At 36.9% G+C, this 24,781-nt stretch carries 25 protein-coding genes and 1 tRNA gene; 20 read left to right on the top strand and 6 right to left on the bottom strand.

Annotated features, from left to right (window positions below):
- Positions 1-6 precede the first annotated feature (6 nt).
- From IGJ55_RS10745 to IGJ55_RS10710, 8 genes are all read left to right on the top strand, one after another.
- On the top strand, positions 7-264 hold the full coding sequence (locus IGJ55_RS10745) for a DUF3343 domain-containing protein (protein ID WP_069639857.1): 258 nt from the start codon (positions 7-9) through the stop codon (positions 262-264).
- On the top strand, positions 252-983 hold the full coding sequence (gene yqeC, locus IGJ55_RS10740; RefSeq protein WP_430606465.1) for a selenium cofactor biosynthesis protein YqeC: 732 nt from the start codon (positions 252-254) through the stop codon (positions 981-983). The genes IGJ55_RS10745 and yqeC overlap by 13 nt, the downstream gene beginning before the upstream one ends.
- Complete coding sequence (gene yqeB / locus IGJ55_RS10735; RefSeq protein ID WP_069639859.1) at positions 971-1,801, top strand: selenium-dependent molybdenum cofactor biosynthesis protein YqeB; 831 nt, start codon at positions 971-973, stop codon at positions 1,799-1,801. The genes yqeC and yqeB overlap by 13 nt, the downstream gene beginning before the upstream one ends.
- Before the next feature lie 322 nt (positions 1,802-2,123).
- On the top strand, positions 2,124-2,567 hold the full coding sequence (locus tag IGJ55_RS10730; RefSeq protein WP_069639860.1) for a flavodoxin: 444 nt from the start codon (positions 2,124-2,126) through the stop codon (positions 2,565-2,567).
- A gap of 65 nt (positions 2,568-2,632) precedes the next feature.
- Positions 2,633-3,472, top strand: coding sequence for a sulfide/dihydroorotate dehydrogenase-like FAD/NAD-binding protein (locus IGJ55_RS10725; protein ID WP_083244350.1), 840 nt, complete (start codon positions 2,633-2,635; stop codon positions 3,470-3,472).
- Positions 3,465-4,892: an NADPH-dependent glutamate synthase gene (gltA, locus tag IGJ55_RS10720; protein ID WP_430606464.1), complete on the top strand. Its 1,428-nt coding sequence runs from the start codon at positions 3,465-3,467 to the stop codon at positions 4,890-4,892. Before IGJ55_RS10725 ends, gltA begins: the two co-directional genes overlap by 8 nt.
- Positions 4,893-4,914: 22 nt before the next feature.
- Positions 4,915-8,454, top strand: coding sequence for a pyruvate:ferredoxin (flavodoxin) oxidoreductase (gene nifJ / locus IGJ55_RS10715; protein ID WP_069639863.1), 3,540 nt, complete (start codon positions 4,915-4,917; stop codon positions 8,452-8,454).
- A 222-nt stretch (positions 8,455-8,676) separates the two neighbouring features.
- A complete protein-coding gene (locus tag IGJ55_RS10710; RefSeq protein ID WP_069639864.1) occupies positions 8,677-9,951 on the top strand; it encodes an NCS2 family permease in 1,275 nt (424 codons plus the stop codon).
- 43 nt (positions 9,952-9,994) lie between these two features.
- Here the strand turns inward: IGJ55_RS10710 and IGJ55_RS10705 are convergent, their stop codons facing one another.
- The gene (locus IGJ55_RS10705) at positions 9,995-11,395 is read right to left on the bottom strand and encodes a TrkH family potassium uptake protein (protein WP_069639865.1); all 1,401 of its coding nucleotides are present in this window, start codon (positions 11,393-11,395) and stop codon (positions 9,995-9,997) included.
- Between the two features lie 316 nt (positions 11,396-11,711).
- Between IGJ55_RS10705 and IGJ55_RS10700 the strand changes: the two genes are divergently transcribed.
- The 8 genes from IGJ55_RS10700 to upp all read left to right on the top strand — a co-directional run bounded on the left by IGJ55_RS10700 (position 11,712) and on the right by upp (position 19,905).
- On the top strand, positions 11,712-13,229 hold the full coding sequence (locus IGJ55_RS10700; RefSeq protein WP_429949295.1) for a flavocytochrome c: 1,518 nt from the start codon (positions 11,712-11,714) through the stop codon (positions 13,227-13,229).
- 254 nt (positions 13,230-13,483) lie between these two features.
- Positions 13,484-14,011 carry a hypothetical protein gene (locus tag IGJ55_RS10695; protein WP_430606463.1) on the top strand — a complete coding sequence of 176 codons (528 nt, stop codon included), beginning with the start codon at positions 13,484-13,486 and terminating at the stop codon, positions 14,009-14,011.
- Between the two features lie 300 nt (positions 14,012-14,311).
- Entirely contained in the window at positions 14,312-14,908 is a 597-nt protein-coding gene (locus IGJ55_RS10690) for a thymidine kinase (protein WP_430606462.1), read from the top strand.
- Between the two features lie 35 nt (positions 14,909-14,943).
- Positions 14,944-16,017 (top strand): peptide chain release factor 1, encoded by a 1,074-nt coding sequence (prfA, locus tag IGJ55_RS10685; protein WP_430606461.1) that lies wholly within the window; start codon positions 14,944-14,946, stop codon positions 16,015-16,017.
- A complete protein-coding gene (gene prmC / locus IGJ55_RS10680; RefSeq protein WP_430606460.1) occupies positions 16,010-16,861 on the top strand; it encodes a peptide chain release factor N(5)-glutamine methyltransferase in 852 nt (283 codons plus the stop codon). The genes prfA and prmC overlap by 8 nt, the downstream gene beginning before the upstream one ends.
- A gap of 3 nt (positions 16,862-16,864) precedes the next feature.
- Entirely contained in the window at positions 16,865-17,902 is a 1,038-nt protein-coding gene (locus IGJ55_RS10675) for an L-threonylcarbamoyladenylate synthase (RefSeq protein WP_429949316.1), read from the top strand.
- A gap of 55 nt (positions 17,903-17,957) precedes the next feature.
- Positions 17,958-19,196: a serine hydroxymethyltransferase gene (gene glyA / locus IGJ55_RS10670; RefSeq protein WP_429949318.1), complete on the top strand. Its 1,239-nt coding sequence runs from the start codon at positions 17,958-17,960 to the stop codon at positions 19,194-19,196.
- A gap of 79 nt (positions 19,197-19,275) precedes the next feature.
- On the top strand, positions 19,276-19,905 hold the full coding sequence (gene upp / locus IGJ55_RS10665; RefSeq protein ID WP_025868560.1) for a uracil phosphoribosyltransferase: 630 nt from the start codon (positions 19,276-19,278) through the stop codon (positions 19,903-19,905).
- Positions 19,906-19,998: 93 nt separating this feature from the next.
- On the opposite strand, the gene IGJ55_RS10660 is transcribed toward upp, so the two are convergent.
- On the bottom strand, positions 19,999-20,235 hold the full coding sequence (locus IGJ55_RS10660; protein ID WP_010763354.1) for a hypothetical protein: 237 nt from the start codon (positions 20,233-20,235) through the stop codon (positions 19,999-20,001).
- Between the two features lie 137 nt (positions 20,236-20,372).
- Here IGJ55_RS10660 and IGJ55_RS10655 point away from each other — a divergent pair.
- Positions 20,373-20,445, top strand: a tRNA-Thr gene (locus IGJ55_RS10655).
- A gap of 108 nt (positions 20,446-20,553) precedes the next feature.
- Here IGJ55_RS10655 and IGJ55_RS10650 read toward each other — a convergent pair.
- Together IGJ55_RS10650 and IGJ55_RS10645 are read right to left on the bottom strand one after the other, a co-directional pair.
- Positions 20,554-21,732 (bottom strand): tyrosine-type recombinase/integrase, encoded by a 1,179-nt coding sequence (locus IGJ55_RS10650; protein WP_430606458.1) that lies wholly within the window; start codon positions 21,730-21,732, stop codon positions 20,554-20,556.
- A 113-nt stretch (positions 21,733-21,845) separates the two neighbouring features.
- On the bottom strand, positions 21,846-22,172 hold the full coding sequence (locus tag IGJ55_RS10645) for a hypothetical protein (protein WP_429949322.1): 327 nt from the start codon (positions 22,170-22,172) through the stop codon (positions 21,846-21,848).
- A gap of 260 nt (positions 22,173-22,432) precedes the next feature.
- On the opposite strand from IGJ55_RS10645, the gene IGJ55_RS10640 reads away from it, so the two are divergent.
- On the top strand, positions 22,433-22,681 hold the full coding sequence (locus tag IGJ55_RS10640) for a helix-turn-helix transcriptional regulator (RefSeq protein ID WP_429949323.1): 249 nt from the start codon (positions 22,433-22,435) through the stop codon (positions 22,679-22,681).
- Between the two features lie 11 nt (positions 22,682-22,692).
- Here the strand turns inward: IGJ55_RS10640 and IGJ55_RS10635 are convergent, their stop codons facing one another.
- Complete coding sequence (locus IGJ55_RS10635) at positions 22,693-23,580, bottom strand: helix-turn-helix domain-containing protein (protein ID WP_429949324.1); 888 nt, start codon at positions 23,578-23,580, stop codon at positions 22,693-22,695.
- A 239-nt stretch (positions 23,581-23,819) separates the two neighbouring features.
- On the opposite strand from IGJ55_RS10635, the gene IGJ55_RS10630 reads away from it, so the two are divergent.
- A complete protein-coding gene (locus IGJ55_RS10630; protein ID WP_429949326.1) occupies positions 23,820-23,963 on the top strand; it encodes a hypothetical protein in 144 nt (47 codons plus the stop codon).
- 9 nt (positions 23,964-23,972) lie between these two features.
- On the opposite strand, the gene IGJ55_RS10625 is transcribed toward IGJ55_RS10630, so the two are convergent.
- Positions 23,973-24,320 (bottom strand): helix-turn-helix domain-containing protein, encoded by a 348-nt coding sequence (locus IGJ55_RS10625; RefSeq protein ID WP_429949328.1) that lies wholly within the window; start codon positions 24,318-24,320, stop codon positions 23,973-23,975.
- Positions 24,321-24,572: 252 nt separating this feature from the next.
- Here IGJ55_RS10625 and IGJ55_RS10620 point away from each other — a divergent pair, with 252 nt between their 5' ends.
- On the top strand, positions 24,573-24,770 hold the full coding sequence (locus IGJ55_RS10620) for a helix-turn-helix domain-containing protein (RefSeq protein ID WP_429949330.1): 198 nt from the start codon (positions 24,573-24,575) through the stop codon (positions 24,768-24,770).
- The last annotated feature ends 11 nt before the right edge of the window (positions 24,771-24,781 follow it).

Raw genomic sequence — 24,781 nt, 5'->3', positions numbered from 1 at the left:
GAAGATATGGCCTATCTTTTAACATTTCAAAATACTCATTATGCAGTTCATAGTGAAAAAATATTCATCAAAAATAACTTGCCTGTTTCAGTGATGGCTCTTCCTACAAGTCTTGGGGATTTTTGTGGAATCTGTTTAAGGATAGCTGCACAAGATTTAGACAAAGGAAGAGTGTATTTGAACAAGGCCGAGATACCGATAGAAGGAATTTTTACAATAGAAGGAGTGAATAAAGAAAGGACGTATAAAAGATGGATTCCCTGATCGAGTGCTTCGACTTTCAAGGGCGACAAGTGATTTCACTGATCGGTAGTGGTGGGAAAACAAGCCTGATGTGGTATCTAGCGAATTGTTATCATGATCAACGTGTGTTAGTCAGTACAACGACTAAGATCGGCTATCCTACAGAGCGTAATTATGATTTTTTTTATAGTGAAGAATTTTCGAATTTAGGAAAAGATGGGATAGGAATCACATTAGCAGGAAACGTCATGGGCAATGGATATAAGCTTAGTTCACCACCAGTACACGTTTTTGAGGAGTCTTTACAGCATTTTGATAAAGTCTTATTAGAAGCAGATGGATCAAAGCAGCGTCCGCTAAAAGGGTGGGAAACATTTGAACCTGTTATTTTACCTGAAACAACGACAACAATTGGATTGATTCCAATTTCTGTTTTAGGCAAAACTGTAAATCAAACGACTGTGCATCGTCTGCCTCTTTTTTTGCGTGCAACGGATACGGTTCAGGGAGTAAAAATCAAAGAAGAGACATTAGCTGAAATCATCACCAGTCCAACTGGATTGTGGTCAAAAAGTCAAGGTCAGCGAATTCTGTGTATCAATCAGGTAGAATCTTCTGAACAATTGCTCCAAGCTAAAAAAATCGTATCTTTATTGCCAAATATGCTATTGAAACGATTGAGTAAAGTAATAGCCTGCAATATCCAATCAAAGGAAGGAATCATTTTATGGGAAAAATAAAAAGACCGATTTCTGAAACAATCGTTGCTGTACGCGGTGGCGGTGATCTTGCGACAGGAGTCGTTCAAAAATTAGTTCATGCAGGGTTTAAAGTAATCATTTTAGAAACAGCTAAACCACTAGCTATTCGTCGAACTGTAGCATTCTGTAATGCCGTTTTTCAAGGCAGACAGCAGGTAGAAGATTTAGAAGCAGTCTTGGTTTCTTCTGTATCAGAATGTTCCGTAATCTGGAACAATCATCAAATTCCAATACTAATTGATTCAAAAGCAGAATCATTGAAAGAATTAAAACCGACAGTACTTGTGGATGCAATTTTAGCAAAAAAAAATTTAGGCACAAATAAAGAAATGGCCCCCATCACTATTGCGTTAGGACCAGGATTCACAGCGTCTAATGAGGTCAATGCAGTAGTGGAAACCATGAGAGGGCACTATTTAGGCAAGCTCTACTTTAAAGGTAGTGCAATCCCAAATACTGGTATCCCAGGAGAAATTAACGGTAAAAGTGCGGAGCGAGTGATTCATGCGCCAGCTTCAGGTAAGGTAAAGCATGTGAAAACGATTGGCGCGATTGTGAAAAAAGGAGAAGTACTCTTTTATATTGATCAAATAGCTGTAGTTTCCCCCTTAGATGGTGTGTTGCGAGGACTGATTTCAGACAAAGTGTTGTGCCAAAAAGGACTGAAATGTGCTGATGTCGATCCACGTTCGGTTGAACAAGTGGATTGTTTTACGATATCAGATAAAGCGCGAGCCTTAGGTGGAGCTGTTTTGGAAGCTGTACTTTGGTTAGGGTGCCAAAGAGGGTTATTTTAAAAGAAAAAACAATGAATCCTTCTACAAATGCTTAAACAGTAGCGTCTGCTAAAAAATATTTTTTTTACCTAAAAATTATTGTTTTAAACGATACGTTTATGTTATAGTGTAAGTGAAGTTTTAACCTATTGTATACCAAGAAAAGAAAGCGTTTTAAAGAAAGGTTCTAATATGTGAAAAAAGTAATTTGAAGGAGGAAGTTACGTAACTAGTCTAGAACTGTATCAATTTGTGCTAGTAAGTACGAGAGTAATGAAAAGGGTTACAAAAACTTTTTGTACTTTAAAATATTTTGTAAAAAAGATGAGAGGATGAGTAAAACATGGCACTAGTAAAAATCGTATATGCAAGTATGACAGGAAACACAGAAGAGATTTCAGAAATTTTAGAAAACACTGTACAAGAAGCTGGCTTTGAGGTAGAAAGAGAAGAATGTTCAGAAGTAGATGTTGACTTTTTTGATGATGCAGATGCCTGTATTATTGCTACCTATACTTATGGGGATGGAGAATTGCCTTTTGAATTTGAAGATTTTTATGACGAGTTAGAAGAAAAAGAATTAACAGGGAAAAATTTTGGTGTTGTCGGTTCAGGAGATCGTGAATATGGCGATTTGTTCTGTAAATCTGCTCATGACTTCGTTACAGCTTTAGAAAAGTCAGGTGCTAAGAAAGTTGCTGAAACAGTAGAAATCGAGAACAATGCAGAAGCTGATGATATCGAAGCATTGAAAAAATTTGTTAAAGAGTTGACAGCTAGTTTATAGAATAACGCTGAAATTATACGAAAGAAGGAAAAAATGAATGAGTTCATTCATTAATGGTACGCCCTATGTATAAAATAACCAAACGCACACAGCTTTCGCAAAACGAATATGATTTTTTGATCGAAGCACCTCGAATTGCGACTAAAGCACAACCAGGACAATTTATCATTTTGAGAATTAATGATAGTGGCGAGCGCATCCCATTGACGATTGCTGAGTCTAGTGCTACAAAAGGCACGATTCGACTTGTTTTTCAGGTGATCGGTAAAACGACGGCTGAGCTTGCTCAGCTCAATGTAGGAGAGTTTATCTTGGATTTAACAGGACCACTTGGGATGCCGACGGAAATTAAAGATTATGGTACGGTATTGATCGTAGGAGGCGGTGTCGGAATCGCCGCAATTTTTCCAATCGTCAAAGGATTAAAAAATGCTGGTAATCGAGTGATTACGATTCTTGGCGCAAAAACTGCTGAATTAGTGATTCTTGCAAAAGAATGTCAAGAGTATTCCGATGAATTGATTATTACAACAGACGATGGATCGCTAGGAATGAAAGGCCTTGTGACTGAGGCAATGGAACAAGTGATAGCTAGAGAACCAATCAATTATAGTTGGGCGATTGGACCGAGTATTATGATGAAATTTTGTACAGAGACGGCCTCCAACTATGATTTACCAATCAATGTTTCGCTGAATCCGATTATGATCGATGGAACGGGTATGTGCGGTGGTTGTCGGGTCACGATAGATGGCAATATCAAGTTTGCTTGCGTGGATGGACCTGAATTTAAAGGAACACAAGTCAATTGGGATGAATTTATCAGCCGAATGAAGCAATACACAGATGAGGAAGACGCATGTTTGGCAGATTATCAAAAAGCGCAGGTGATCCATAATGGCTAGAAGAAGTAGAACGAAAACACCAATTGCTGAACAAAAACCCGAAGTTCGTAACTCAAATTTTAATGAAGTTTGTCTAGGTTACACGATCGAAGAAGGACAAGCAGAAGCAATCCGCTGTTTGCAATGTAAAGATGCTCCTTGTATCAAAAGTTGTCCTGTCATGATCGATATTCCTGGATTTATCCTAGCTATCAAAGAAGGAAATATGCAGGAAGCTGCTGAAATTTTAAGTAGTTACACGAATCTACCAGCTATTTGCGGTAGGGTATGCCCGCAAGAGAAACAATGTGAGCAAGTCTGCAAATTAGGGATGGCTAAAAATTTTGAACCTGTTGCAATAGGCAAGTTAGAGCGATTAGTCGCAGATTGGGCATTAGAAAATCAAGACTTTTCTAAATTATCTCAAAGTGCTCAGCCTAAAATTGGCAGAGTTGCAGTAATTGGCTCTGGTCCTTCTGGGTTAACAGTAGCTGGTGATTTGGCTAAATTAAATTATGAAGTGATTGTCTATGAAGCATTACATGATTCAGGTGGTGTGCTAACATACGGAATTCCAGAATTTAGATTGCCAAAACGAATCGTCAAAAAAGAAATCGAAAGTATTAAAGCCTTAGGTGTGACAATTGAAACCAATGTTGTAGTTGGAAAAACGATCACTATGGATGAGCTCAGGTCAGAATTTGATGCCTGTTATATTTCTGTGGGTGCAGGGGCACCAAATTTTATGGGAATTTCTGGAACTGCTTTAAATGGCGTCTATTCATCTAGTGAATACCTGACACGAATCAACTTAATGCATAGTTATGAATTTCCTAAATATGATACGCCAATCAAACGCTCGCAACAGGTAGTGGTGATTGGTGGCGGAAATGTAGCGATGGATGCAGCCCGTTGTGCTAAACGACTAGGTGCAGAACACGTCAGTATCGTTTACCGAAGGTCTTTAGAAGAATTACCAGCACGCATAGAAGAGTACCATCACTCTGTTGAAGAAGGCATTGAGTATCATTGGCTAACAAATCCAATCGAATATATAGATAACGGAAATGGTGACTTGAGTGGTGTAAAATGTATCAAAATGGAACTTGGTGAATCAGACGAATCTGGTCGACGCAGCCCTGTTCCAATTAAAAATAGTGAATTTATTATCGAAGCTGACACAGTGATCGAAGCCATCGGTCAAGGGTCCAATAAAGTCTTATTATCCACTTTCCCAGAACTTAAATTGACAAAATGGGGCTACATTGAGGCGGATCCAAAAACGGGAGAAACATCGATTCCAGGCGTCTTTGCCGGCGGAGATATCGTGACAGGTGCTGCAACAGTGATTTTAGCAATGGGTGCCGGAAAAGTCGCAGCAGTACAAATCGACAACTATGTACAAGAAAAGATGAAAACGCCTGTAACAACAAAAGTCTGAGGAAAGATAAAAGGTGAGAAAAATGAAAAAAACAAAGACAATGGACGGAAATACAGCAGCGGCCTACATTTCCTACGCTTTTACAGAAGTAGCGGCAATCTATCCAATCACCCCTAGCTCAACAATGGCCGAATTGGTAGATGAGTGGGCGGAAACTGGACTGAAGAATATTTACGGACAGAAAGTCCAAGTAATTGAAATGCAGTCAGAAGCAGGAGCCGCTGGCGTTGTCCATGGCTCTTTAAAAACAGGTGCTTTAACAACCACCTACACTGCCTCCCAAGGGTTGCTGTTGATGATTCCAAATATGTATAAAATTGCTGGAGAACTTTTACCAGCAGTTTTCCACGTCGCTGCGAGAGCAATCACAACAAGCGCTTTGAGCATATTTGGCGATCATGGCGATGTTATGGCAACTCGTCAAACTGGTTTTTGTATGTTGGCAGAATCCAGCGTACAAGAAGTGATGGATCTTTCAGCAGTTGCACACTTAGCTAGTATTGAAGGCAGTTTACCGTTTGTCAATTTTTTTGATGGCTTCAGAACAAGTCACGAACTCCAAAAAATCGAAGTACTCGATTACACTGATTTAAAAGGAATGCTTGATCAAAACGCTGTGGATCGTTTCAGAAAGAGAGGCATGAATCCGAATCATCCAACTGTCTCAGGAACGGCTCAAAATCCGGACATCCATTTCCAACAAAGAGAAACGGTCAACGCCAATTACGAAGCTATGCCAAGAATCGTTCAAAAATATATGAAACAAATCAATGATATACGCGGTACTAATTATGATTTAACCGATTATTATGGTGCCGAAGATGCAACAGAAATTATTATTTCTATGGGATCTGCATCGCCAGTTATTCAACAAACGGTGGATTATTTAAATGAACAAGGTCGAAAAGTTGGGTTGATCAACATTCATTTATACCGTCCGTTTCCAACAGAAAATCTATTAGAAAAATTACCAAAAACAGTAGAAAAAGTTGCTGTCTTAGATAGAACTAAAGAAGCCGGAGCTGATGGAGAACCATTACTTTTGGACGTCCAGAGTGCGTTATATCAACACGAGAATCGTCCAATCGTGATAGGCGGACGTTATGGACTAGGTTCAAAAGACGTGACACCGAATCAGATCAAAGCGGTCTACGATCATTTATTATTACCTTTGGGCGAATTAAAACAACGTTTTACAATTGGAATTGTCGATGATGTGACGTATCGTTCATTGCCGCAAGGACATGTTTTGGACTTAACGCCAAATTCAACCTTCCAAGCTAAGTTTTGGGGATTTGGCTCGGATGGAACCGTTGGTGCAAATAAACAAGCGATTAAAATTATCGGTGATAACACTGATTTATATGCCCAAGCTTATTTTAGCTACGATTCTAAAAAGTCTGGCGGCTTGACACTTTCTCATTTACGATTTGGTGAAGAACCGATCACATCAACTTATTTAGTAGAACAAGCTGATTTTATCGCCTGCCATAACGCCTCTTACATTCACAATTATGATTTGTTAAACGGACTGAAAGATGGCGGAACATTTTTATTAAATACAATTTGGGACAAAGAAAAGGTCTATCGCCTCTTACCTGCAAAACTAAAAAAATACATGGCTGAGCATGATATTCAATTTTACATTATCAATGCGGTTGAATTAGCGCGAGAAGTAGGGTTAGGTCGCAGAATCAACACAGTCATGTCTACTGCCTTCTTTGAAGTGACGGATATTATGACGCGTGACGAATATATGCCCCTACTAAAAGCAGAAGTCCAAAAAACGTATGGAAAGAAATCAAAAGAAATCGTAGAGAAAAATTTCCAAGCTATCGACGGAACCTTTGATTCTCTTCAAAAAATTGATGTTCCTTCTGAATGGGCAATGATCGTTATCGAGCCAGAAAAGAAAGATACGACATTGCCTAAATATATTACCAATATTTTACAACCAATCAATCGCCAAGAAGGCAATGCGTTGACCGTTGGTGATCTAATCGACAATGGAATGAAAACCGGAGAAATGCCCATGGGAACTGCAGCCTATGAAAAGCGGGGAATCGCCTTAGAAGTTCCTGAGTGGCAGATGGATAAATGTACAATGTGTAACGAATGTGCTTTTGTCTGTCCTCATGCGGCTATTCGACCGTTTTTAGCAGATGAAAAAGAAATGGAAGAAGCACCAGCAGGCTTTGTAGCTAGAGAAATGCGCGGTGCTGATGGCTTGATGTATCGAATCCAAGTATCATTAGAGGATTGCACAGGTTGCGGTCTTTGCGTGCAAGCTTGTCCAGTCAAAGAAAAAGCCATTTTGATGAAGCCTTATGAAGAACAAAAAGAACAAGCAATCAACTGGGCATTTGCGATGACTTTACAACAAAAAGAAAACCCAGTCAGAAAACTATCTGTTAAAGGCTCTCAATTCAATCAACCATTGATGGAATTTTCAGGAGCATGCGAAGGATGCGGGGAAACACCTTATATCAAGCTTTTAACGCAGTTATTTGGTGATCGCATGATGATGGCTAATGCTACAGGATGTTCTTCTATTTGGGGTGGTTCATCCCCAGTAACTCCATATACGACGAATGAATGTGGTCAAGGGCCTGCATGGAGCAATTCATTATTTGAAGATAACGCTGAATACGGTTACGGTATGTATGTAGCTAATAGAACAAAACGACAATATTTAGCAGACCAAGTACAAGAAGCAATCGATAACGATTTAGGCTCAGATGAACTTCAAGCGCTATTGCAGGATTGGCTAGACCATTACCTAGAAGGGGATGGTACACAACAACGCGCAACCAAACTTGCTGCGGCTTTGAGTGAAGAATGTCAAATCGATCCACGCTTAGAAAAAATCTACAAACAAAGTGACTTACTTGTAAAAACCAGCCAATGGATCGTTGGTGGTGATGGCTGGGCCTATGACATTGGTTTTAGTGGAATCGATCATGTCTTAGCTAGTGGAGCCGATGTGAATATCTTTGTTATGGATAATGAAGTATACGCCAATACCGGCGGTCAAACATCCAAAGCAACACCAGCTGCGGCTATTGCTAAATTCTCTGCAGGAGGGAAACAGACTTCTAAAAAAGATTTGGGTATGATGGCAATGACATATGGCAATGTTTACGTAGCACAAATTGCTTTAGGAGCGAATTCAATGCAAACAATCAAAGCAATTGACGAAGCCGAGCGCTATCCTGGACCGTCACTGATCATTGGGTATACGCCTTGTATCAATCACGGAGTCAAAGGTGGTATGATCGAAACATTGTCATTAGCCAAAGAAGCAGTAGAGTCTGGTTATTGGCAACTGTATCGCTATAATCCACAACTTATTGAAAAAGGCAAAGATCCGATGGTGATTGACTATAAAAAAGCAGATTTTACTAAAATGCGTGATTTCCTTGAAAAACAAACACGTTTTTCTGCACTGCATACCATCAAAGATAACCAAGAAATCGTTGAAGATCTTTTAACTAAAACAAAAGATGATGCAGAAGATCGCTCAGAAAATTATGTTAAATTAGTGAGTCAGGTTAAAAAATAAGAAAAAGGCAACTGAGATCAAACTGAAACTGAGTTTGATCTCAGTTTTTTTTTTGCGGAAATCATTAAAAGAAAAAGTGTTCAGAAATTTTAAAAAGCGTTTACAATGTGGTATCCTTACAGTGGTATAATTTCAGTAAAAAATAATTTTATTAAAAAATTTATATATTTTCTCTCTAATCAAAACGAGCGCATTACACTTTTAAAAATAAGGAGGATTTTTATGTCTAATTGGAAAAAGTTAAAAAAAGGCGATGTTAAACGAGAAATATTAGCAGGAACAACTTCATTTTTTGCCATCTCCTATATTATTATGGTAAATACAGTAATCTTAGCTGAGGCAGGGATGCCAAAAGAATTGACGATTTTTGGTACAATTTTCATTTCAATTATTGGATCGATTTTGATGGGATTTAGTGCAGATGCGCCAATTGTTTTAACCACCGGAATGGGTGTCAATTCATTCTTCACTTATACCTTAGTTTTATCATTAGGATTGACCTGGCAGCAGGCATTAGCAGTCAGTTTTTGTGCAGGGATTGTTTATTTATTCGTCGCCTTTACACGGTTGAGTAAATTATTTGCGGAAGTTGTGCCTGAAACCTTAAAGACTGGAATCACAGTGGGAATCGGATTTTTCCTTGTGCTGATTGGGTTGGAAAAAGGACACTTGATTATTGGTGGTGAACATACTTTTTTACAACTGGCTTCGTTAGATAATCCTTTGACATTATTAACATTATTTTCATTGCTTTTGACTGTATTTCTTTTTATTAAAGGGATTCAAGGCAGTTTTTTTATTGGAATTGTGGTTGTCACTCTGATTGCAAATATTTTTGGCATGGTAACGCCAACAGAACATTTTTCTTTAAGCGCATTAGGAAATTATACTCAAATCTTTGCAAAGCTAGATTTCAGCACTATTTTTTCTAAAAGCTTTTTACTCGGAGTTTTTGCCTTATCGATGATTTTGATTTTTGAGTCAATGGGATTACTTAAAGGCTTGATGCCAGAAGCAGATGAAAAAAAATATTTACAAGCCTATCGTGTGACAGGATTTATTACCCTGCTATCCAGCATTTTGGGTACAAGCCCAACTATAGCTGCCGCTGAAAGTGCAACCGGAATTGAAGAAGGGGGAAAAACAGGGCTTACTTCGATCACTAGCGGGATTTGCTTTATTTTCGCTTTATTCGCTCTGCCGTTGCTGTCTTACATTCCAGATTCGGCATTAGCACCAGCAATCATTATAACGGGTTTCTTGATGATCCAACAAATCAAAGCGTTGCATTTTGAGGATTTCAGTGATTATTTTCCAGCAATGCTGATGATTGTATTGATTCCATTTACAATGAACATTTCTGATGGCATGGCCTTTGGGTTTGTAGCATATCCAGTAACAAAATTGTTTGCTAGGAAAAAAACAGAACTTCCATTACCAATGTGGTTGATTTCGGGCTTATTTTTGACGTATTTGATTGTTAATGTATTGATTTAGTAAAAAAATGACTCACCACAATTGAGACGTGGTGAGTCATTTTTTAGCCTATAATAATTTTTTCAGATGGATATTCATATCCTATATCTCGCGTTTCTTTTGGTACGAACAACATCAAAGTATATAACATACCGATTCGTCCGATAAACATCAATAGAGCGATCATCAATTTTCCGACAGTTGTTAAATCAGAAGTGATACCCAAAGATAAACCAGTTGTACCAAAAGCAGATGCGACTTCAACGATTATTGCGATCAGCGGGTGATCTTCAGTTGCAGTCAAAAATAAAACGGCGAAAAAGCACATTATCAACGAAAGCATAAAGACCACAATCGATTTTTTGACATCATCGTCATCAATCCGACGTCCGAATACATTGATTTTGTCCTCACTTTTCAAAAAAGCGTATAAGTACAAACCAATGATCGCAACAGTTGTTGTCCGAATCCCACCACCCACAGAACTAGGACTACAGCCAATAAACATCAATAGAGAAAAGACAATCAATGTTGTCACCTGAAAATCACCTAAATCGTTGATCTGCAGACCAGCATTTCGTGTGGTCATCGAATAAAACATAGACGTGATCCAGCGTTGTACTTCACCCATTCCCACAAATAAATGATCTTTTTCCAATAAATATATCAAAACTGTTCCGCCGACAAATAGAATCACGAAGGCCAAAACAGCAATTTTACTAAACAATGAGAAACGGAAAGGTAAACCTCGTTTTTTCTTCTTAAAGAATAGCCATTCACGAAATTCCATCAATACTGGAAAACCAATTCCTCCAACAAAAATCAAGAACATGATGACAATCAGAAAAAGATAGTCATTGGCAAAAGGGATGATCGAATCGCCAGTCACATCAAAGCCAGAGTTAGTCACTGCCGAAATCGATTGATAAAAACCAAAGAAAATCGCTTTTGACCAAGTTTTATAATAGCCGGAAAAATAAAAGTAAATAGAAAAAAATGTACCAAAAATCATTTGAAACCATAAAATGATTGTAAAGGTAATTCGAATCAAGCGAACGATCCCGCTTAATTTTGGTTGATTCATATCCGTCATGATCAATTGTCGCTGTTTTAAGGAAATCCTCCGTTTGGATAAAATAATAAAGGCCGTAGAAATCATCATGATCCCCAAACCACCGACCTGAAAGAGAACTTCTAAAAGCAACACGCCACGATCATTAAAAACAGAATTAATATCAAAGGTAGACAACCCTGTGACACTCACGGTACTGATCGCCATAAATAGCATGTCGATAAAACCGACATGAGAGCCTGGTTCTCTAAAAAATGGTAGGCAAAACAAGATATAAGAGACGATCGTCATAATAATATAGTAAGAAACAATAATTTGAATAGATGAAAAATGATTGGAAATAAAACGCCTTCCCTTGCGTTGAGCCAGCCATAAAAGCCGAAATCGATTCATAATGGACCTCCTGAACATCGTTAAAACAAGTATAGCAGAAAATAAATGATGGGCAAACAAAGAATAAAGACTTAGAAGAAATAAGAAATTGATTAAAAAAAATTAGAATATAACACAAATTCACCAGAACATGCTATTTTTATTGTGAGAGAAGTAACATTCATATGTTTATTCTTTTTAAAAAGGAGCGAAATCAATTTTTTTGTTTGTTAATTAAGCTTTTTTGTAATGTGAATATAATCACATTACAAAAAAGCTTATCAAAAAATTGAGTAATCAAGGTTGACTGGTCAAAAATTACTGAGGTGGGGAAAAAATGAAAAAAGTCATCATGAGTTTACTATCATTGAGCTTATTTGCTGGAATTGCTGTGGGGTGTACCAGCGATCAAGATAAGACAGCTAAGAAAAGTAAAGAATCCAAAGAAAGCACAGAAGTTACTTCTGGCGCATCAGCCAACGGCTATACAGATTTAAGTGAATTAGAAGATCAATACGATATCGTGATCATTGGTGCAGGTGGAGCTGGAATGACGGCCGCTTTACAAGCCAAAGAAGCTGGAATGAATCCAGCCATTCTAGAAAAAATGCCCGTTGCAGGTGGGAATACGATCAAATCGTCATCAGGTATGAATGCTTCTGAAACCAAATACCAAAAAGCAGAAGGGATTACCGACAGCAACGATAAATTCTTTGAAGAAACACTTAAAGGTGGAAAAGGAACGAATGACAAAGAACTATTACGCTTTTTCGTCGATCATTCAGCAGATGCGATCGATTGGTTAGATACGAAAGGAATTGAACTAAGCAACTTAACTATTACTGGTGGAATGAGCGAAAAACGCACTCACCGTCCAGCTGATGGTTCTGCAATCGGCGGCTACTTAGTAGACGGACTCGTTCGTAATGTCAAAGAAGAAAAAATTCCGCTATTTGTAAATGCCAACGTCACTGAAATCACTGAAAAAGACGGTCAAGTCAACGGTGTCAAAGTCAAACTAAATGACAAAGAAACCAAAGAAATCAAATCAAATGCTGTTATTGTGACAACAGGTGGTTTTGGTGCGAATAAAGAAATGCTAGAACAATACGATCCAAAATTAAAAGATTATGTCACGACAAACCAAGAAGGGACAACAGGTGATGGAATCAAGATGATCGAAAAACTTGGTGGTGCTACAGTGGATATGAAAGAGATTCAAATCCATCCAACAGTCCAACAAGACAAATCATTCCTGATCGGTGAAGTAGTTCGTGGTGAAGGAGCTATTTTAGCCTCACAAGAAGGAACACGTTTTGTGAATGAAATGGATACACGTGATAAAGTTTCGGCAGCAATCACAGCCTTACCAGAAAAATCTGCTTACTTAGTTTTCGATCAAGGTGTTCGTGATCGTGCTAAAGCAATCGATTTTTATGATGAACAAGGCTTTGTTGTAGAAGGTGCAACAATTGAAGAACTTGCGAAAAAAATCGATATGCCAGAAGCAGCATTAAAAGAAACAGTAGCGCAATGGAACAAAGAGGTCCAAGCAAAATCAGATACACAATTTAATCGTGCAACAGGTATGGATCATGATTTGTCCACTGGTCCTTACTATGCAATCAAAATCGCACCAGGCATTCATCACACGATGGGTGGAGTAAAAATCAATACAAAGACAGAAGTATTGAAAGAAGACGGTGCACCAATCAAAGGCTTATATGCAGCCGGTGAAGTAACTGGCGGACTACACGGTGCAAACCGGATCGGCGGAAACGCTGTAGCCGACATCATTATCTTTGGACGTCAATCAGGAACAGAAGCGGCAAACTTTGCTTCAGCACAAAAATAAATAAGTCAAAAAGAGCCAGTCGAATAAAACGCTCGCGTTTGTCGACGGGTTCTTTTTTAGTTAAAATCGAGTCGAACATGCAATGGAAGAAACTGCATCAGAGCAAGTAGAAATTATACCAGTAAAATAAAAATTAATTTATTGAGGCGTATCATATAGCTTTAACCGCACTATCAATTTCAATACACTTTTGATAAAATTGAACTAGAAATTGTAGCAAGTCAAAAAATAATTGATATTGGAGAAGCAATTCTATGGAAAATAAACATTTTGAACTTCGAATTACTTGGAAAGATACCTGTATAGAAATATTAGCTGGTTTTTTCATATTTTTTATAACTTTAGGTATAATACTTTGGTTCTTACTTCCTGTATTTAAAAATTTTGATATGTTCAATCGTTTTTTCTTATTTGTGTTAGTAATTTTTGCTCTCATGAGTGGCGTTTTTTATTTAGCTTACTTAGCTATAAGTTTTTCCTTTATGCTAATCATATCAGGAATCTATGACGTAAGAATATTGCTAAAATATCACGGTGTAATCTATTTAATGAACGAAAAAGGACTAATTTATTACGATAATAAACAATTACACACAAAAAAATGGAGAGATATTATTGATGTTGGCTGTTTTAAGCAACAAGATAATAAGGTGAAAATCCTTTATAAATATCAGATAAAGTTTGCCGATGCAACAGAGCATGAGTTTAATTTACGAGGAACATTTCCTACAAAAGAGTTTAAAGATAAAATCGAAGAATTTTGGCTATTTTACAATGCTTAACTTTTTCAAAAAAATAAACACACTGAACATTACTTTGCAAGGAGTTATTATTTAGTTATAAACATACAAGTTCAAATTACATAGTTGAAATAACTGTTAAAGCAGATGACATCAATGTGCACTGATGAAAGTGGTCAACTCTCTTTTATTCTCTTAAAATAAAAGCAAGTGGGACTACAAATATAGAAGTTGTTATCAAAGAGACCCCCTTAATACATCCACCCTAAATTTACCACTGTAAAAAACTTCGGTTTTATAGTAAAATACGAGAGGAACTAAACGAGAGGTGACGACGAAGGAATGGCACAATTATTTTTTAAATATGGCGCAATGAACAGTGGCAAAACCATTGAGATCTTAAAAGTAGCACATAACTATGAAGAACAGGACAAACCTGTTGTGATTATGACAAGCGGACTTGATACTAGAGATGGTGTAGGTGTCGTTTCAAGTCGTATCGGACTTAGACGAGAAGCAATCCCAATTTTTAAAGAAACGAATGTCTATGAATTAATCGAAAAACTAGATTATAAACCGTATTGCATTTTAGTGGACGAATCCCAATTTCTAGGGAAAAAGCACGTAATCGAATTTGCTAGGGTCGTAGATGAACTGAATATTCCTGTCATGGCGTTTGGTTTGAAGAATGATTTTCGTAATGAGTTATTTGAAGGCTCAAAATACTTAATGTTGTACGCAGATAAATTAGAAGAACTAAAAACAATTTGCTGGTTCTGCCACAAAAAAGCCACAATGAATCTTCATTATATCGACGGCCAGCCCGTTTACGAAGGAACTCAAGTCCAGATCGGTGGTAATGAAGCTTATTATCCAGTATGCCGAAATCACTATTTTCATCCGCCAATCGATGGTGAACAAGAAAAAAATGACAAATAAAAGACACTTACTTAAATAAAAAGGAGCAACCAACTATGTACGATCAGTTACAATCAATCGAAGATCGCTATGAAGAGCTGGGCGAATTATTAAGCGACCCAGAAGTCATTAGTGATACGAAACGCTTTATGCAATTATCTAAAGAAGAGGCGAACACTCGTGAAACAGTTAATGTTTACCGCCGATATAAAGAAGTAGTTGAAGGAATCAGTGATACGGAAGAATTACTAGGTGAAAAACTAGATGCCGAAATGGCTGAAATGGCGAAGGAAGAACTATCAGAATTAAAAAAAGAAAAAGAAGTATTAGAAGAGCGAATCAAAATTTTACTATTGCCGACAGATCCAAATGACGATAAAAACATCATTATGGAAATCCGTGGTGCGGCTGGAGGCGATGAGGCGGCCTTATTTGCGGGTGACTTATTCGGGATGTATCAAAAATATGCGGAGTCACAAGGCTGGAAGACAGATGTCATGGAAGCCAACATCACTGGGATCGGTGGCTACAAAGAAGTCATTATGATGATTTCAGGAGACAATGTCTTTTCTAAACTAAAATACGAAAGTGGGGCACATCGTGTACAACGTGTTCCATCAACTGAATCACAAGGCCGTATTCATACATCAACAGCAACGGTTGTCGTTTTACCAGAAGCAGAAGAAGTTGAGTTGGACCTTGCAGATAAAGACATCCGTACAGATATCTACCATGCAAGTGGCGCTGGTGGTCAGCACGTCAACAAAACGGCATCTGCTGTTCGTTTGACCCATATTCCAACTGGGATTGCGGTTGCTATGCAAGATGAACGTTCTCAAATCAAAAATCGCGAAAAAGCGATGAAAATTTTACGTGCAAGGGTTTATGACCAAATGCAACAAGAAGCACAAAGCGAATACGATGCAAATCGTAAATCTGCTGTGGGTACAGGAGACCGTTCTGAACGAATTCGTACGTATAACTTTCCTCAAAACCGTGTGACCGATCATCGTATTGGTTTAACGATTCAAAAACTAGATCAAATTTTAGCTGGTAAATTAGATGAAATCGTCGATGCTTTAGTGTTATACGATCAAACATCAAAATTAGAAGAGATGCAAAATGGGTAACCGTTATTTTGAAGTCCTTGAACGGGCTTCTTCTTTTTTAGAAAAACAAGGGATAGAAGGATATAACATTCTTTTCGTCTTTTTAGAAAGAAAAGGCTGGACTAAAACGGATTGGCTACTTCATTTGAAAGAAGAGGTATTGCCAGAAGATGAGCAGCAAATCGCTGAAGATCTAAAAAAACTTACAGAAAACTATCCACCGCACTATTTATTAGGGTATAGCGATTTTTACGATCATCGTTTTTTAGTGAATGAGCATACATTGATCCCCAGACCAGAAACAGAAGAGCTAGTCGATCGTTGCTTAAAAGAAAATCTAAATAAGCCCTTAACCGTTGTCGATGTTGGTACTGGAACAGGTGTGATTGGAATCAGTTTAAAATTAGCTCGACCAAATTGGCACGTTACGGCAATCGATATTTCAGAAGAAGCATTGAAGATTGCAAAACAAAATGCGAAATGCTTAGATGCACCGATTGCTTTTATTCATGGCGATGGCTTAAAACCGATAGGCGACACCAAAATCGACATCCTAATTTCAAACCCTCCATACATCAGTAACGCTGAATGGGACTTGATGGATGAAAGTGTTCGAACCTTTGAACCGAAAACAGCACTATTTGCTAAAAATGATGGCTTAGCCATTTATCAGCAATTGGCTGAAGAAGCAAAGGACCGACTAAATCCGGATGGAAAAATCTATTTAGAAATCGGTTTTCAGCAAGGTGAATCTGTAAAACAGCTTTTTCAGCAAGCTTTCCCGAATAAACAAATACAAATCGCCCAAGACTTATCTGGAAACGATCGAATGGTGATTATTTCATCTAAAGAAGAGGAGGGATAAAGAGTGAAAACCAAACAATTTACAGCAATTGATCTTGACCAAGCTGCGGCGTTACTTCGTCAAGGAGCACTAATTGCCTTTCCCACTGAAACTGTTTACGGACTTGGCGCAAATGCTTTGGATGAGGCAGCAGTGAAGCAAGTATATGCCGTCAAGGGACGACCTAGTGATAATCCGTTGATTGTTCATGTCAGTGATTTTGAGATGGTCAAACAATACGTAACAGACTTTCCAGCACATACGAAAGCTTTAGTTGAATCCTTTTGGCCAGGACCTTTGACGTTGATATTTGAGGTGAAACCACAAACATTTTCTACCACAGTAACAGGTGGTTTAAAAACTGTCGCTTTTCGGATGCCAAATAATCAGAAAACAATAGAATTGATTAAAGCAGCGGGTGTTCCTTTAGTAGGACCCAGTGCGAATACTTCGGGTAAGCCTAGCCCAACAACAGCGCAACATGTGTATCATGATCTTCATGGCAAAATCGCTGGCATTTTAGATGACGGTCCAACACAAATCGGAGTAGAATCAACGGTATTAGATTTAACGGCAAAAGATGGCATCCCTGTAATTTTAAGACCAGGAGCTGTCACCAAAGAACGTTTGGAACAAGTTGTTGGACAGATATTAGTCGATCAGCATTTAATCAGCGAAAAAGAAGCGCCTAAAGCGCCTGGAATGAAATACAAACATTATGCACCAGATGTCCCTGTTTGGATTGTAGATGGCGATCAGGAGACGTTTAGAAAAGCAATCGAATCAGCTAAAAGTAAAAATCAACGGATTGGTTTATTTGCAGACGATCGAGTTATCGAGATTTTTTCGGATGAAGTAGAGGCTGTTTTTTCTTTTGGAGAAGAGTCAGTTGACCAGGCAACTAAGTTATTATTTGCTGGTCTCAGAAATTTAGATGAACAAAGTATCGATGTGATTTTTGCCCAAGCTTTCCCAGAAGTAGATTTAGGGATCGCTTACATGAATCGGCTGAAAAAAGCAGCAAATCAAAAAATTCTAAAAATTGATTCGATTTTCGAGTAGAGAGCATTTAAGTATGATACAATCGGTACAAACAAATGAAATGGAGGCTTGTTTAATGGATTATAAAACATTTGATCCGGATTTATGGGATGCAATTGCCAAAGAGAACGACCGTCAAGAAAACAACTTGGAGCTGATTGCATCAGAGAACGTTGTTTCAAAAGGGGTAATGGCAGCACAAGGTAGTATTTTGACAAATAAATATGCGGAAGGATATCCAGGTAAACGCTACTATGGTGGTTGTGAGTTTATCGATATCGTTGAAGATTTGGCGATTGATCGCGCCAAAGAATTATTTGGTGCAAAATTTGCGAATGTCCAACCTCATTCAGGTTCACAAGCGAATACAGCAGCTTATCTTTCATTGATCGAACCTGGAGATACTGTTTTAGGGATGGATTTGTCTGCGGGAGGACATTTAACTCATGGCTCACCAGTAAACTTTAGTGGAAAAACCTATAACTTTGTAAGTTACGGTGTTGATCCTACAACAGAAGTGATCGATTATAATGTTGTGCGTATTTTAGCTCGTGAACATCAACCAAAATTGATCGTGGCAGGTGCCAGTGCTTATTCGCGTACGATCGACTTTGAAAAATTCCGTGAAATAGCGGATGAAGTGGGTGCCAAATTAATGGTGGATATGGCTCATATTGCAGGTCTTGTAGCAGCAGGCTTACATCCGAATCCAGTACCATACGCTGATATCACAACATCAACTACACATAAAACATTACGCGGACCTCGTGGCGGACTTATTTTGACAAATGATGAAGCATTAGCTAAAAAAATCAATAGCAATATTTTCCCTGGGATTCAGGGCGGACCATTAGAGCATGTGATTGCCGGCAAAGCAGTTGCTTTTAAAGAAGCATTAGATATTTCGTTTAAAGAATACAGCGAACAAGTTATTGAAAATGCGAAAGCGATGACAAAAATATTCAACCAAACCCCAGAAGCTCGTTTAGTAAGTGGTTCAACGGATAATCATTTATTATTGATCGATGTTAGTGGCTTTGGCTTGAATGGAAAAGAAGCAGAAGCCATTTTAGATACTGTCAATATTACAGCAAATAAAAATGCCATTCCATTTGAACAACTTAGTCCCTTTAAAACAAGTGGGATTCGCATTGGTACACCTGCGATCACAACACGAGGCTTTAAAGAAGACGACTGTGTAGAAGTGGCGAAATTAATCGTAAAAGTCTTAAAAGATCATGAAAATGAAGTGGTTCTGTCAGAAGTTAAAGCGTCTGTTAGTGAGCTTACAAAAAAATATCCACTTTATAAGTAAAAGTTTCGAGTGATTGACTAGTCAATCGCTCGATTTTGTTTTACAATAGGAAGGAATAAATTATTGAAGGAGAATGAGCATGGGAAAATTCCAAGTTATTGATCATCCACTGATCCAACACAAATTAACAATCATTAGAGATAAGGATTGTGGAACAAAGGTTTTTCGTGAAGTCGTAAATGAAATCGCAATGCTTATGGCATATGAAGTTTCAAGAGATATGCCTTTAGAAGATGTTGTGATCGAGACACCGATCGGTGAAACAACACAAAAAACATTATCTGGTAAAAAGGTCGCAATCGTACCTATTTTACGCGCAGGTATTGGAATGGTAGATGGTATTTTGGAATTGATTCCAGCAGCAAAAGTTGGACATATCGGTTTATACCGTGATCATGATACATTAGAGCCAGTTGAATACTTTGTGAAAATGCCTGAAGATATTGATGCACGTCAATTATTTGTCGTTGATCCGATGTTAGCTACAGGTGGTTCAGCAATCATGGCAATCGATGCATTGAAAGCACGCGGCGGCAGCAATATTAAATTTGTATGTCTCGTTGCAGCACCAGAAGGCGTGAAAGCTTTACAAGAAGCACATCCAGATATCGATATTTATACTGCAGCGTTAGATGAGTATTTAGATAAAGATGGCTATATTGTTCCAGGTCTTGGCGATGCTGGTGATCGTTTATTTGGTACTAAGTAATTGAACTAAAATAGCTACTTGAAACATTGAAATGTTTCAAGTAGCTATTTTTTACAAATAAAAAATCCATCCAATAATAATGGATGGAAGGATCTATACTTTTTTAAGTTTTTTGTAATTGATGACGATGACGCCGTTACTTTTAACCATTAAATCAGTATTATCAGAGTTTTCATCAATTTCTACCACAGCGGAATTATTTAATTGTTTCGTGATAATTCCTGTTTGCGGTTGACCATGCATCAAGAAAGTGACCTGGGTATCAACAGTGAATAAATCCCCTTCTGCAGAAGGCTCAACAGGACGATTAAAGTTACCGAAATTTGACATTCAAAAAAACTTCCTTTCTTAACTTCTTCTATTATACCACATATGAAGGGAAATTTCAGAAAACTAAATTTATTAAAAAAAAGAACTGTCTTTGACTTTACAAAAGGTTGGTTTAGTTTTATAATTTTGACTATATTGCCAGCTTAGCTCAGTCGGTAGAGCAACGCACTCGTAACGCGTAGGTCGTAGGTTCGATTCCTACAGCTGGCATTGGTTTAACCCTTTATATTAAAGGGTTTTTGTTTTTATCTAGCTTAGTTTGATTTTTAGTGGGCACGTTCGTGGGCACAAAATACGTAAAAAAATATAAAATAACAATTAATCGTTTTTGTGTAGTAAGGAGCCGAATTTGTCACTGGCTGCTTTTTTTGATTCTTCTAAAGCGTGGGAGTAGATGTTTGCTGTAGTACGGTAATCCTGATGTCCTAAATGTTCCTGTACTGTTTTAATAGTAATATTAGGGTCACTTAAAAGAAAAGATGCGGTCGTATGTCTTAGATCGTGAAACCTTATAAGTCGTAATTCGTTCTTTTCTAAAAATCTTCTAAAATTACGATAAAGCGAAGTTGGTCTCTCGAAATTCCCATCTACTGATCCGAAAATATATTTATGTTTTGGGTCAATATTAAGCTGCTCACGAGCTTTTACATTTGTCTGAATATAATTATACATAAACTCTAAATAATCGCTAGGAACATCTAAAATACGTTGGTCACCAACTTTTAAACCATCAACTCTCATATAACTTTTATCATTTAAAACAATTCGCTGTTCAAAACATATTTTACTATTTTTAAAATCAAAGTGTTTTTCCTCTAGGGCGGCGATTTCGCCTTCTCTTGCGCCAGTAACAAATGCGGTCAGAATGATAGCTTTTGTTTTATCTGACGTTGATTCGTAATCTAAAGCGGTTAACATCTGAGTGATTTCAGCGATTGAATAGGGTGGTTCAATGTTCTTCTTAACGTTCTTAACTTTGGGTAGCTTAACATCATTAACTGGATTTCTCTCTATCAGTCTATAATCGTTGTGAGCTACAGAAAACAGATTACTCAAAGCCGCTAAAAATCGTTTTCTGGTTTTTCTGGACAAGTCACCGTCTTTACCATCAAGTCTTTTTGTGTTTATCACAATGTCCTTAATCTGATATGGTTTGATCTCAATCATTTTCTTATCGCCTAACTTTTTCAAAAAACGGGTATCAATGATCGATATGTATTCATGATAAGTTCTAAGCTCTAAATTATGTTTCGCCTGATCCTTCCACATATTATCATAAAAATTTTTAAACGTGATGCTGCTTAAATCTTCATAGCCATTTTCTTCTAGGTAGTCAATCCATTTATCGAGCTCTACATATGCTTTCCTTATGTTTGTGGCTTCTACGGTCTTACTTAGTCGTTTTGGATTGCCATTCGCATTGCGTCCAACCGTTACTCGCAAGCGGTATTTGCCACTAGGTAGCTGCTCAACTGACCCTTTCATTTTTTCTGCCATTGTTGTATCACTCCTTAAAATTTGATACAATAAACATAATTAAATAAGCCTATTGCGGTTTTGTTTTTACGTACTTACTTCTTGGTCGGAGAGGGTACGTTTTTTGTTCATCGTTAAGAAATATTATTAAGTCCCAGAGGTTTTTTATAAATGAGTTGTCCTTTGCTAAAAAAAAGATGAGCTTCTTTCCCATCATCCATTTTATAAACGTACATTTCTAGTTCGGAGAAAGAGTCTTGTTTTATTAACGAATCAGGTGCCCAATTATATATTTCATCTTTATCTATTGTTTTACTTTTAGGTTCTCCAATGTACTCAATTACTTTATCAGTGCTTATTCCAACATCTAAGCTTTTTAAATCATCGAATGTTGTGTTCCCTTTACCACAACCGAATAAAAATAAACCAACTAGAATCAAGCTAACTACATACTTTTTCATTTTAAAAACTCCTTTATCTTTGATAATTCTGATTATATCATTGTAAAAGTAACTTATCCATGACAATTATTAGAATAAATTGGATATCCATACTGACATTAAATTATTTATGTAAAACTTATTGATAACTACTACTTTCAATAACGTTCGAAATTTTAAGAAATGAACGTTAAATATATATTTTTTTTGTATTTTCTTATAGTATGTGTATAGATTTGTTTTTACATAGTAATCACTTATTAAACTTAGAGGAGTTAAATATGTTCGAAAAGAAAAAGCAAAAAGGAAACTTAATCAAAGAAAGACGAGATCAATTGTTAATCAGTCAGCAAAAACTTGCTGAAAAAGTGAACAATATTTCAATTGAGAAGTATGGAACTAAAAGAAACATTCATTGGAAAACAATACGATCGATTGAAAATGATAAGTATGTTCCTAGTTTAAAATTAGGTATGCTAATAGCTGAAGCTCTGGATACACATGTTGAAAAAATATTTATAATGGACTAGGTAGTCATTCTCTACCTAGTTTTTTTGAATAGTTTTCTATTTTGTTTGTTTCTAGATTCTGATCTTCTTTTATTGGTATCTGAGATCGATATTTCGAAATTATCTAGATTATCGATATCTTCATACTCTACTGGTACATCGCTAAAATCAATAATAAATCCGTCATATTCTATAATTGATCCTTTTGAACTAGCGTGATAGCTTATTGCTTCTAGCACAAACTCTCGACTAAATTTCAACGCATCCGCAAGCCCTTTTAATGTATTGATATTTTGTTCGAAGGCATTGGTTAAGCTGGCTAATGGCATCAACAAGTCATAAATTTTTCTTTTAGTATTCATAAATTCGATAGTTGCTGTTTTATTTGCGTCGATTGCGATCTTACAGTCTTTGAGTAGTTCCTCGGCCTCTTTATAGACTTGACCGCTACCATTAATAACTCTAATAATATAATTAGATAAGTTATCAATTGACTGGATATCGGTATTGGACAAGCTTTTGGCTAGATCGTAAATCGACAGACTTTCCGTATTACTTAATCGGTGCCTGCTTTTACCAGATTTTATATCATAGATAAGGTTTAAAACTTCATCTTTTTCATCTTCAGTAAAGCCTTTTGTAGCTTTTTCCACTTCGTGAATAAAATTAGATACCTTATATATAGAGTAATCTTCCTTAACGATATCTTGTGATTGGATATTGTCCACAGAATAACTTATTGATACATTAAAAAACTCAGACAATTTTCTGATTGCATTTGGTCTTGGGCTTTTTAAACCTGTTTCCCAGTTAGATATTGTTTGTTTAGATACACCTATTTTTTCAGCAAGTTCCTCTTGGGTCAGATTCCTTGATGATCTGAGCTTTTGGATCTGAGAGCCTATTACATTTTCTTCCAATATCCCATACCTCCAGTAATAACTTTATAACTATAGTATAACAGATGGTCAGCTAATACAAGGGAAAGTTATATATCAAATGTTTTTTAATATTGACAATAACTAAAAGTTATATTATAGTTTATCCATGAACATAAACCAAAAAATATTCATTAGCGTGAAAACTATTGAATTAGCGTAAAAGCTATGATATGATTCTATTAAATAAGGAACGTTTGTTCTGTAAGGAGATATTGCTCATGGATGAAAAAACTGTTTTGCAGTACCAAACCGAAATCAAGACCATGGTTGACAAAGTCATTGATATCGTTTTTCTTAATACCTTATCAACCATACTTATTGTAGAAACAAGAAAAGAAGGTAGTAAGACTCAGGAGGAATAACTCCGAGTCTTACTTTTTTGCAATTAATAAATCAACGAACTTTTCAATTGTTTCATATTCCTCAGTATTCAATTTTGATATTTTTTTTAAAAAATTAATAGATTTATTATCTCCTTGCATTAACCCGCGAAGCATTTCTCCTTTGTCAATCTCTTTATTCGTTAAGTTTGTTACACCTAATAAATAGTCTGTAGACACATTTAAATACTTTGCTACTGTTGATAGTTTGTCGGCAGCAGGTGCGTTTTTACTCCACTTTGATATAGAACCGTTTGACATTTTTGTTTCTCTCTCAATTTGAGCAATGCTAATATTTTTCGTTTGTGCTACATCTTTTATATTTTCGTATAATCCCATTATTCTATTTCCTCCGTAAATTTTCTAACAAAACTATTGACATCAGAAAATATACTGTGGTATTATACAGATGTACTTAGCTTGGCGGCTGAAAATAGTACATGTCTAGAAAACCACTGATCTTATTATCTTAATGTAAAATGTAATTTTGCAGGATAATGCTTATTTCGCATACACTTATTATAGAAAATTTTCTGCGAAAGGTCAATAGGTTAGTGATAATTTCTAAGAATATTTTCGGAGGTGAATGTTTTGTTATATGAAAACGTTAAGGTTGAAGCAGCAAAAAAGGGAATTTCAATTCGGAAAATTGAGCAAGAACTTGAGTTCAGTAATGGGTCCATTTCTAAGTGGAACGACTCTGTACCTTCGGTCGATAAGATCCAAAAGGTTGCAAAATTTTTGGGTATCACAATTGAGAAACTATTGGAACAAAAACAAACAGCATAGAAAGGAGAAGA

It is taken from the genome of Enterococcus sp. AZ170 (assembly GCF_050545135.1).
Taxonomy (GTDB): Bacteria; Bacillota; Bacilli; order Lactobacillales; family Enterococcaceae; genus Enterococcus_L; species Enterococcus_L ureilyticus.
The sequence above is the reverse complement of the archived record's forward strand: the minus strand, read 5'-3'. Positions and strand labels throughout refer to the sequence as shown.

What these genes read in the sequence shown, in the direction of transcription:
- IGJ55_RS10745 (WP_069639857.1), top strand. Translation starts at nt 7, where the DNA reads ATGGCCTATCTTTTAACATTTCAAAATACTCATTATGCAGTTCATAGT.
- yqeC (WP_430606465.1), top strand. Translation starts at nt 252, where the DNA reads ATGGATTCCCTGATCGAGTGCTTCGACTTTCAAGGGCGACAAGTGATT.
- yqeB (WP_069639859.1), top strand. Translation starts at nt 971, where the DNA reads ATGGGAAAAATAAAAAGACCGATTTCTGAAACAATCGTTGCTGTACGC.
- IGJ55_RS10730 (WP_069639860.1), top strand. Translation starts at nt 2,124, where the DNA reads ATGGCACTAGTAAAAATCGTATATGCAAGTATGACAGGAAACACAGAA.
- IGJ55_RS10725 (WP_083244350.1), top strand. Translation starts at nt 2,633, where the DNA reads ATGTATAAAATAACCAAACGCACACAGCTTTCGCAAAACGAATATGAT.
- gltA (WP_430606464.1), top strand. Translation starts at nt 3,465, where the DNA reads ATGGCTAGAAGAAGTAGAACGAAAACACCAATTGCTGAACAAAAACCC.
- nifJ (WP_069639863.1), top strand. Translation starts at nt 4,915, where the DNA reads ATGAAAAAAACAAAGACAATGGACGGAAATACAGCAGCGGCCTACATT.
- IGJ55_RS10710 (WP_069639864.1), top strand. Translation starts at nt 8,677, where the DNA reads ATGTCTAATTGGAAAAAGTTAAAAAAAGGCGATGTTAAACGAGAAATA.
- IGJ55_RS10705 (WP_069639865.1), bottom strand. Translation starts at nt 11,395, where the DNA reads ATGAATCGATTTCGGCTTTTATGGCTGGCTCAACGCAAGGGAAGGCGT.
- IGJ55_RS10700 (WP_429949295.1), top strand. Translation starts at nt 11,712, where the DNA reads ATGAAAAAAGTCATCATGAGTTTACTATCATTGAGCTTATTTGCTGGA.
- IGJ55_RS10695 (WP_430606463.1), top strand. Translation starts at nt 13,484, where the DNA reads ATGGAAAATAAACATTTTGAACTTCGAATTACTTGGAAAGATACCTGT.
- IGJ55_RS10690 (WP_430606462.1), top strand. Translation starts at nt 14,312, where the DNA reads ATGGCACAATTATTTTTTAAATATGGCGCAATGAACAGTGGCAAAACC.
- prfA (WP_430606461.1), top strand. Translation starts at nt 14,944, where the DNA reads ATGTACGATCAGTTACAATCAATCGAAGATCGCTATGAAGAGCTGGGC.
- prmC (WP_430606460.1), top strand. Translation starts at nt 16,010, where the DNA reads ATGGGTAACCGTTATTTTGAAGTCCTTGAACGGGCTTCTTCTTTTTTA.
- glyA (WP_429949318.1), top strand. Translation starts at nt 17,958, where the DNA reads ATGGATTATAAAACATTTGATCCGGATTTATGGGATGCAATTGCCAAA.
- upp (WP_025868560.1), top strand. Translation starts at nt 19,276, where the DNA reads ATGGGAAAATTCCAAGTTATTGATCATCCACTGATCCAACACAAATTA.
- IGJ55_RS10660 (WP_010763354.1), bottom strand. Translation starts at nt 20,235, where the DNA reads ATGTCAAATTTCGGTAACTTTAATCGTCCTGTTGAGCCTTCTGCAGAA.
- IGJ55_RS10650 (WP_430606458.1), bottom strand. Translation starts at nt 21,732, where the DNA reads ATGGCAGAAAAAATGAAAGGGTCAGTTGAGCAGCTACCTAGTGGCAAA.
- IGJ55_RS10645 (WP_429949322.1), bottom strand. Translation starts at nt 22,172, where the DNA reads ATGAAAAAGTATGTAGTTAGCTTGATTCTAGTTGGTTTATTTTTATTC.
- IGJ55_RS10640 (WP_429949323.1), top strand. Translation starts at nt 22,433, where the DNA reads ATGTTCGAAAAGAAAAAGCAAAAAGGAAACTTAATCAAAGAAAGACGA.
- IGJ55_RS10630 (WP_429949326.1), top strand. Translation starts at nt 23,820, where the DNA reads ATGGATGAAAAAACTGTTTTGCAGTACCAAACCGAAATCAAGACCATG.
- IGJ55_RS10625 (WP_429949328.1), bottom strand. Translation starts at nt 24,320, where the DNA reads ATGGGATTATACGAAAATATAAAAGATGTAGCACAAACGAAAAATATT.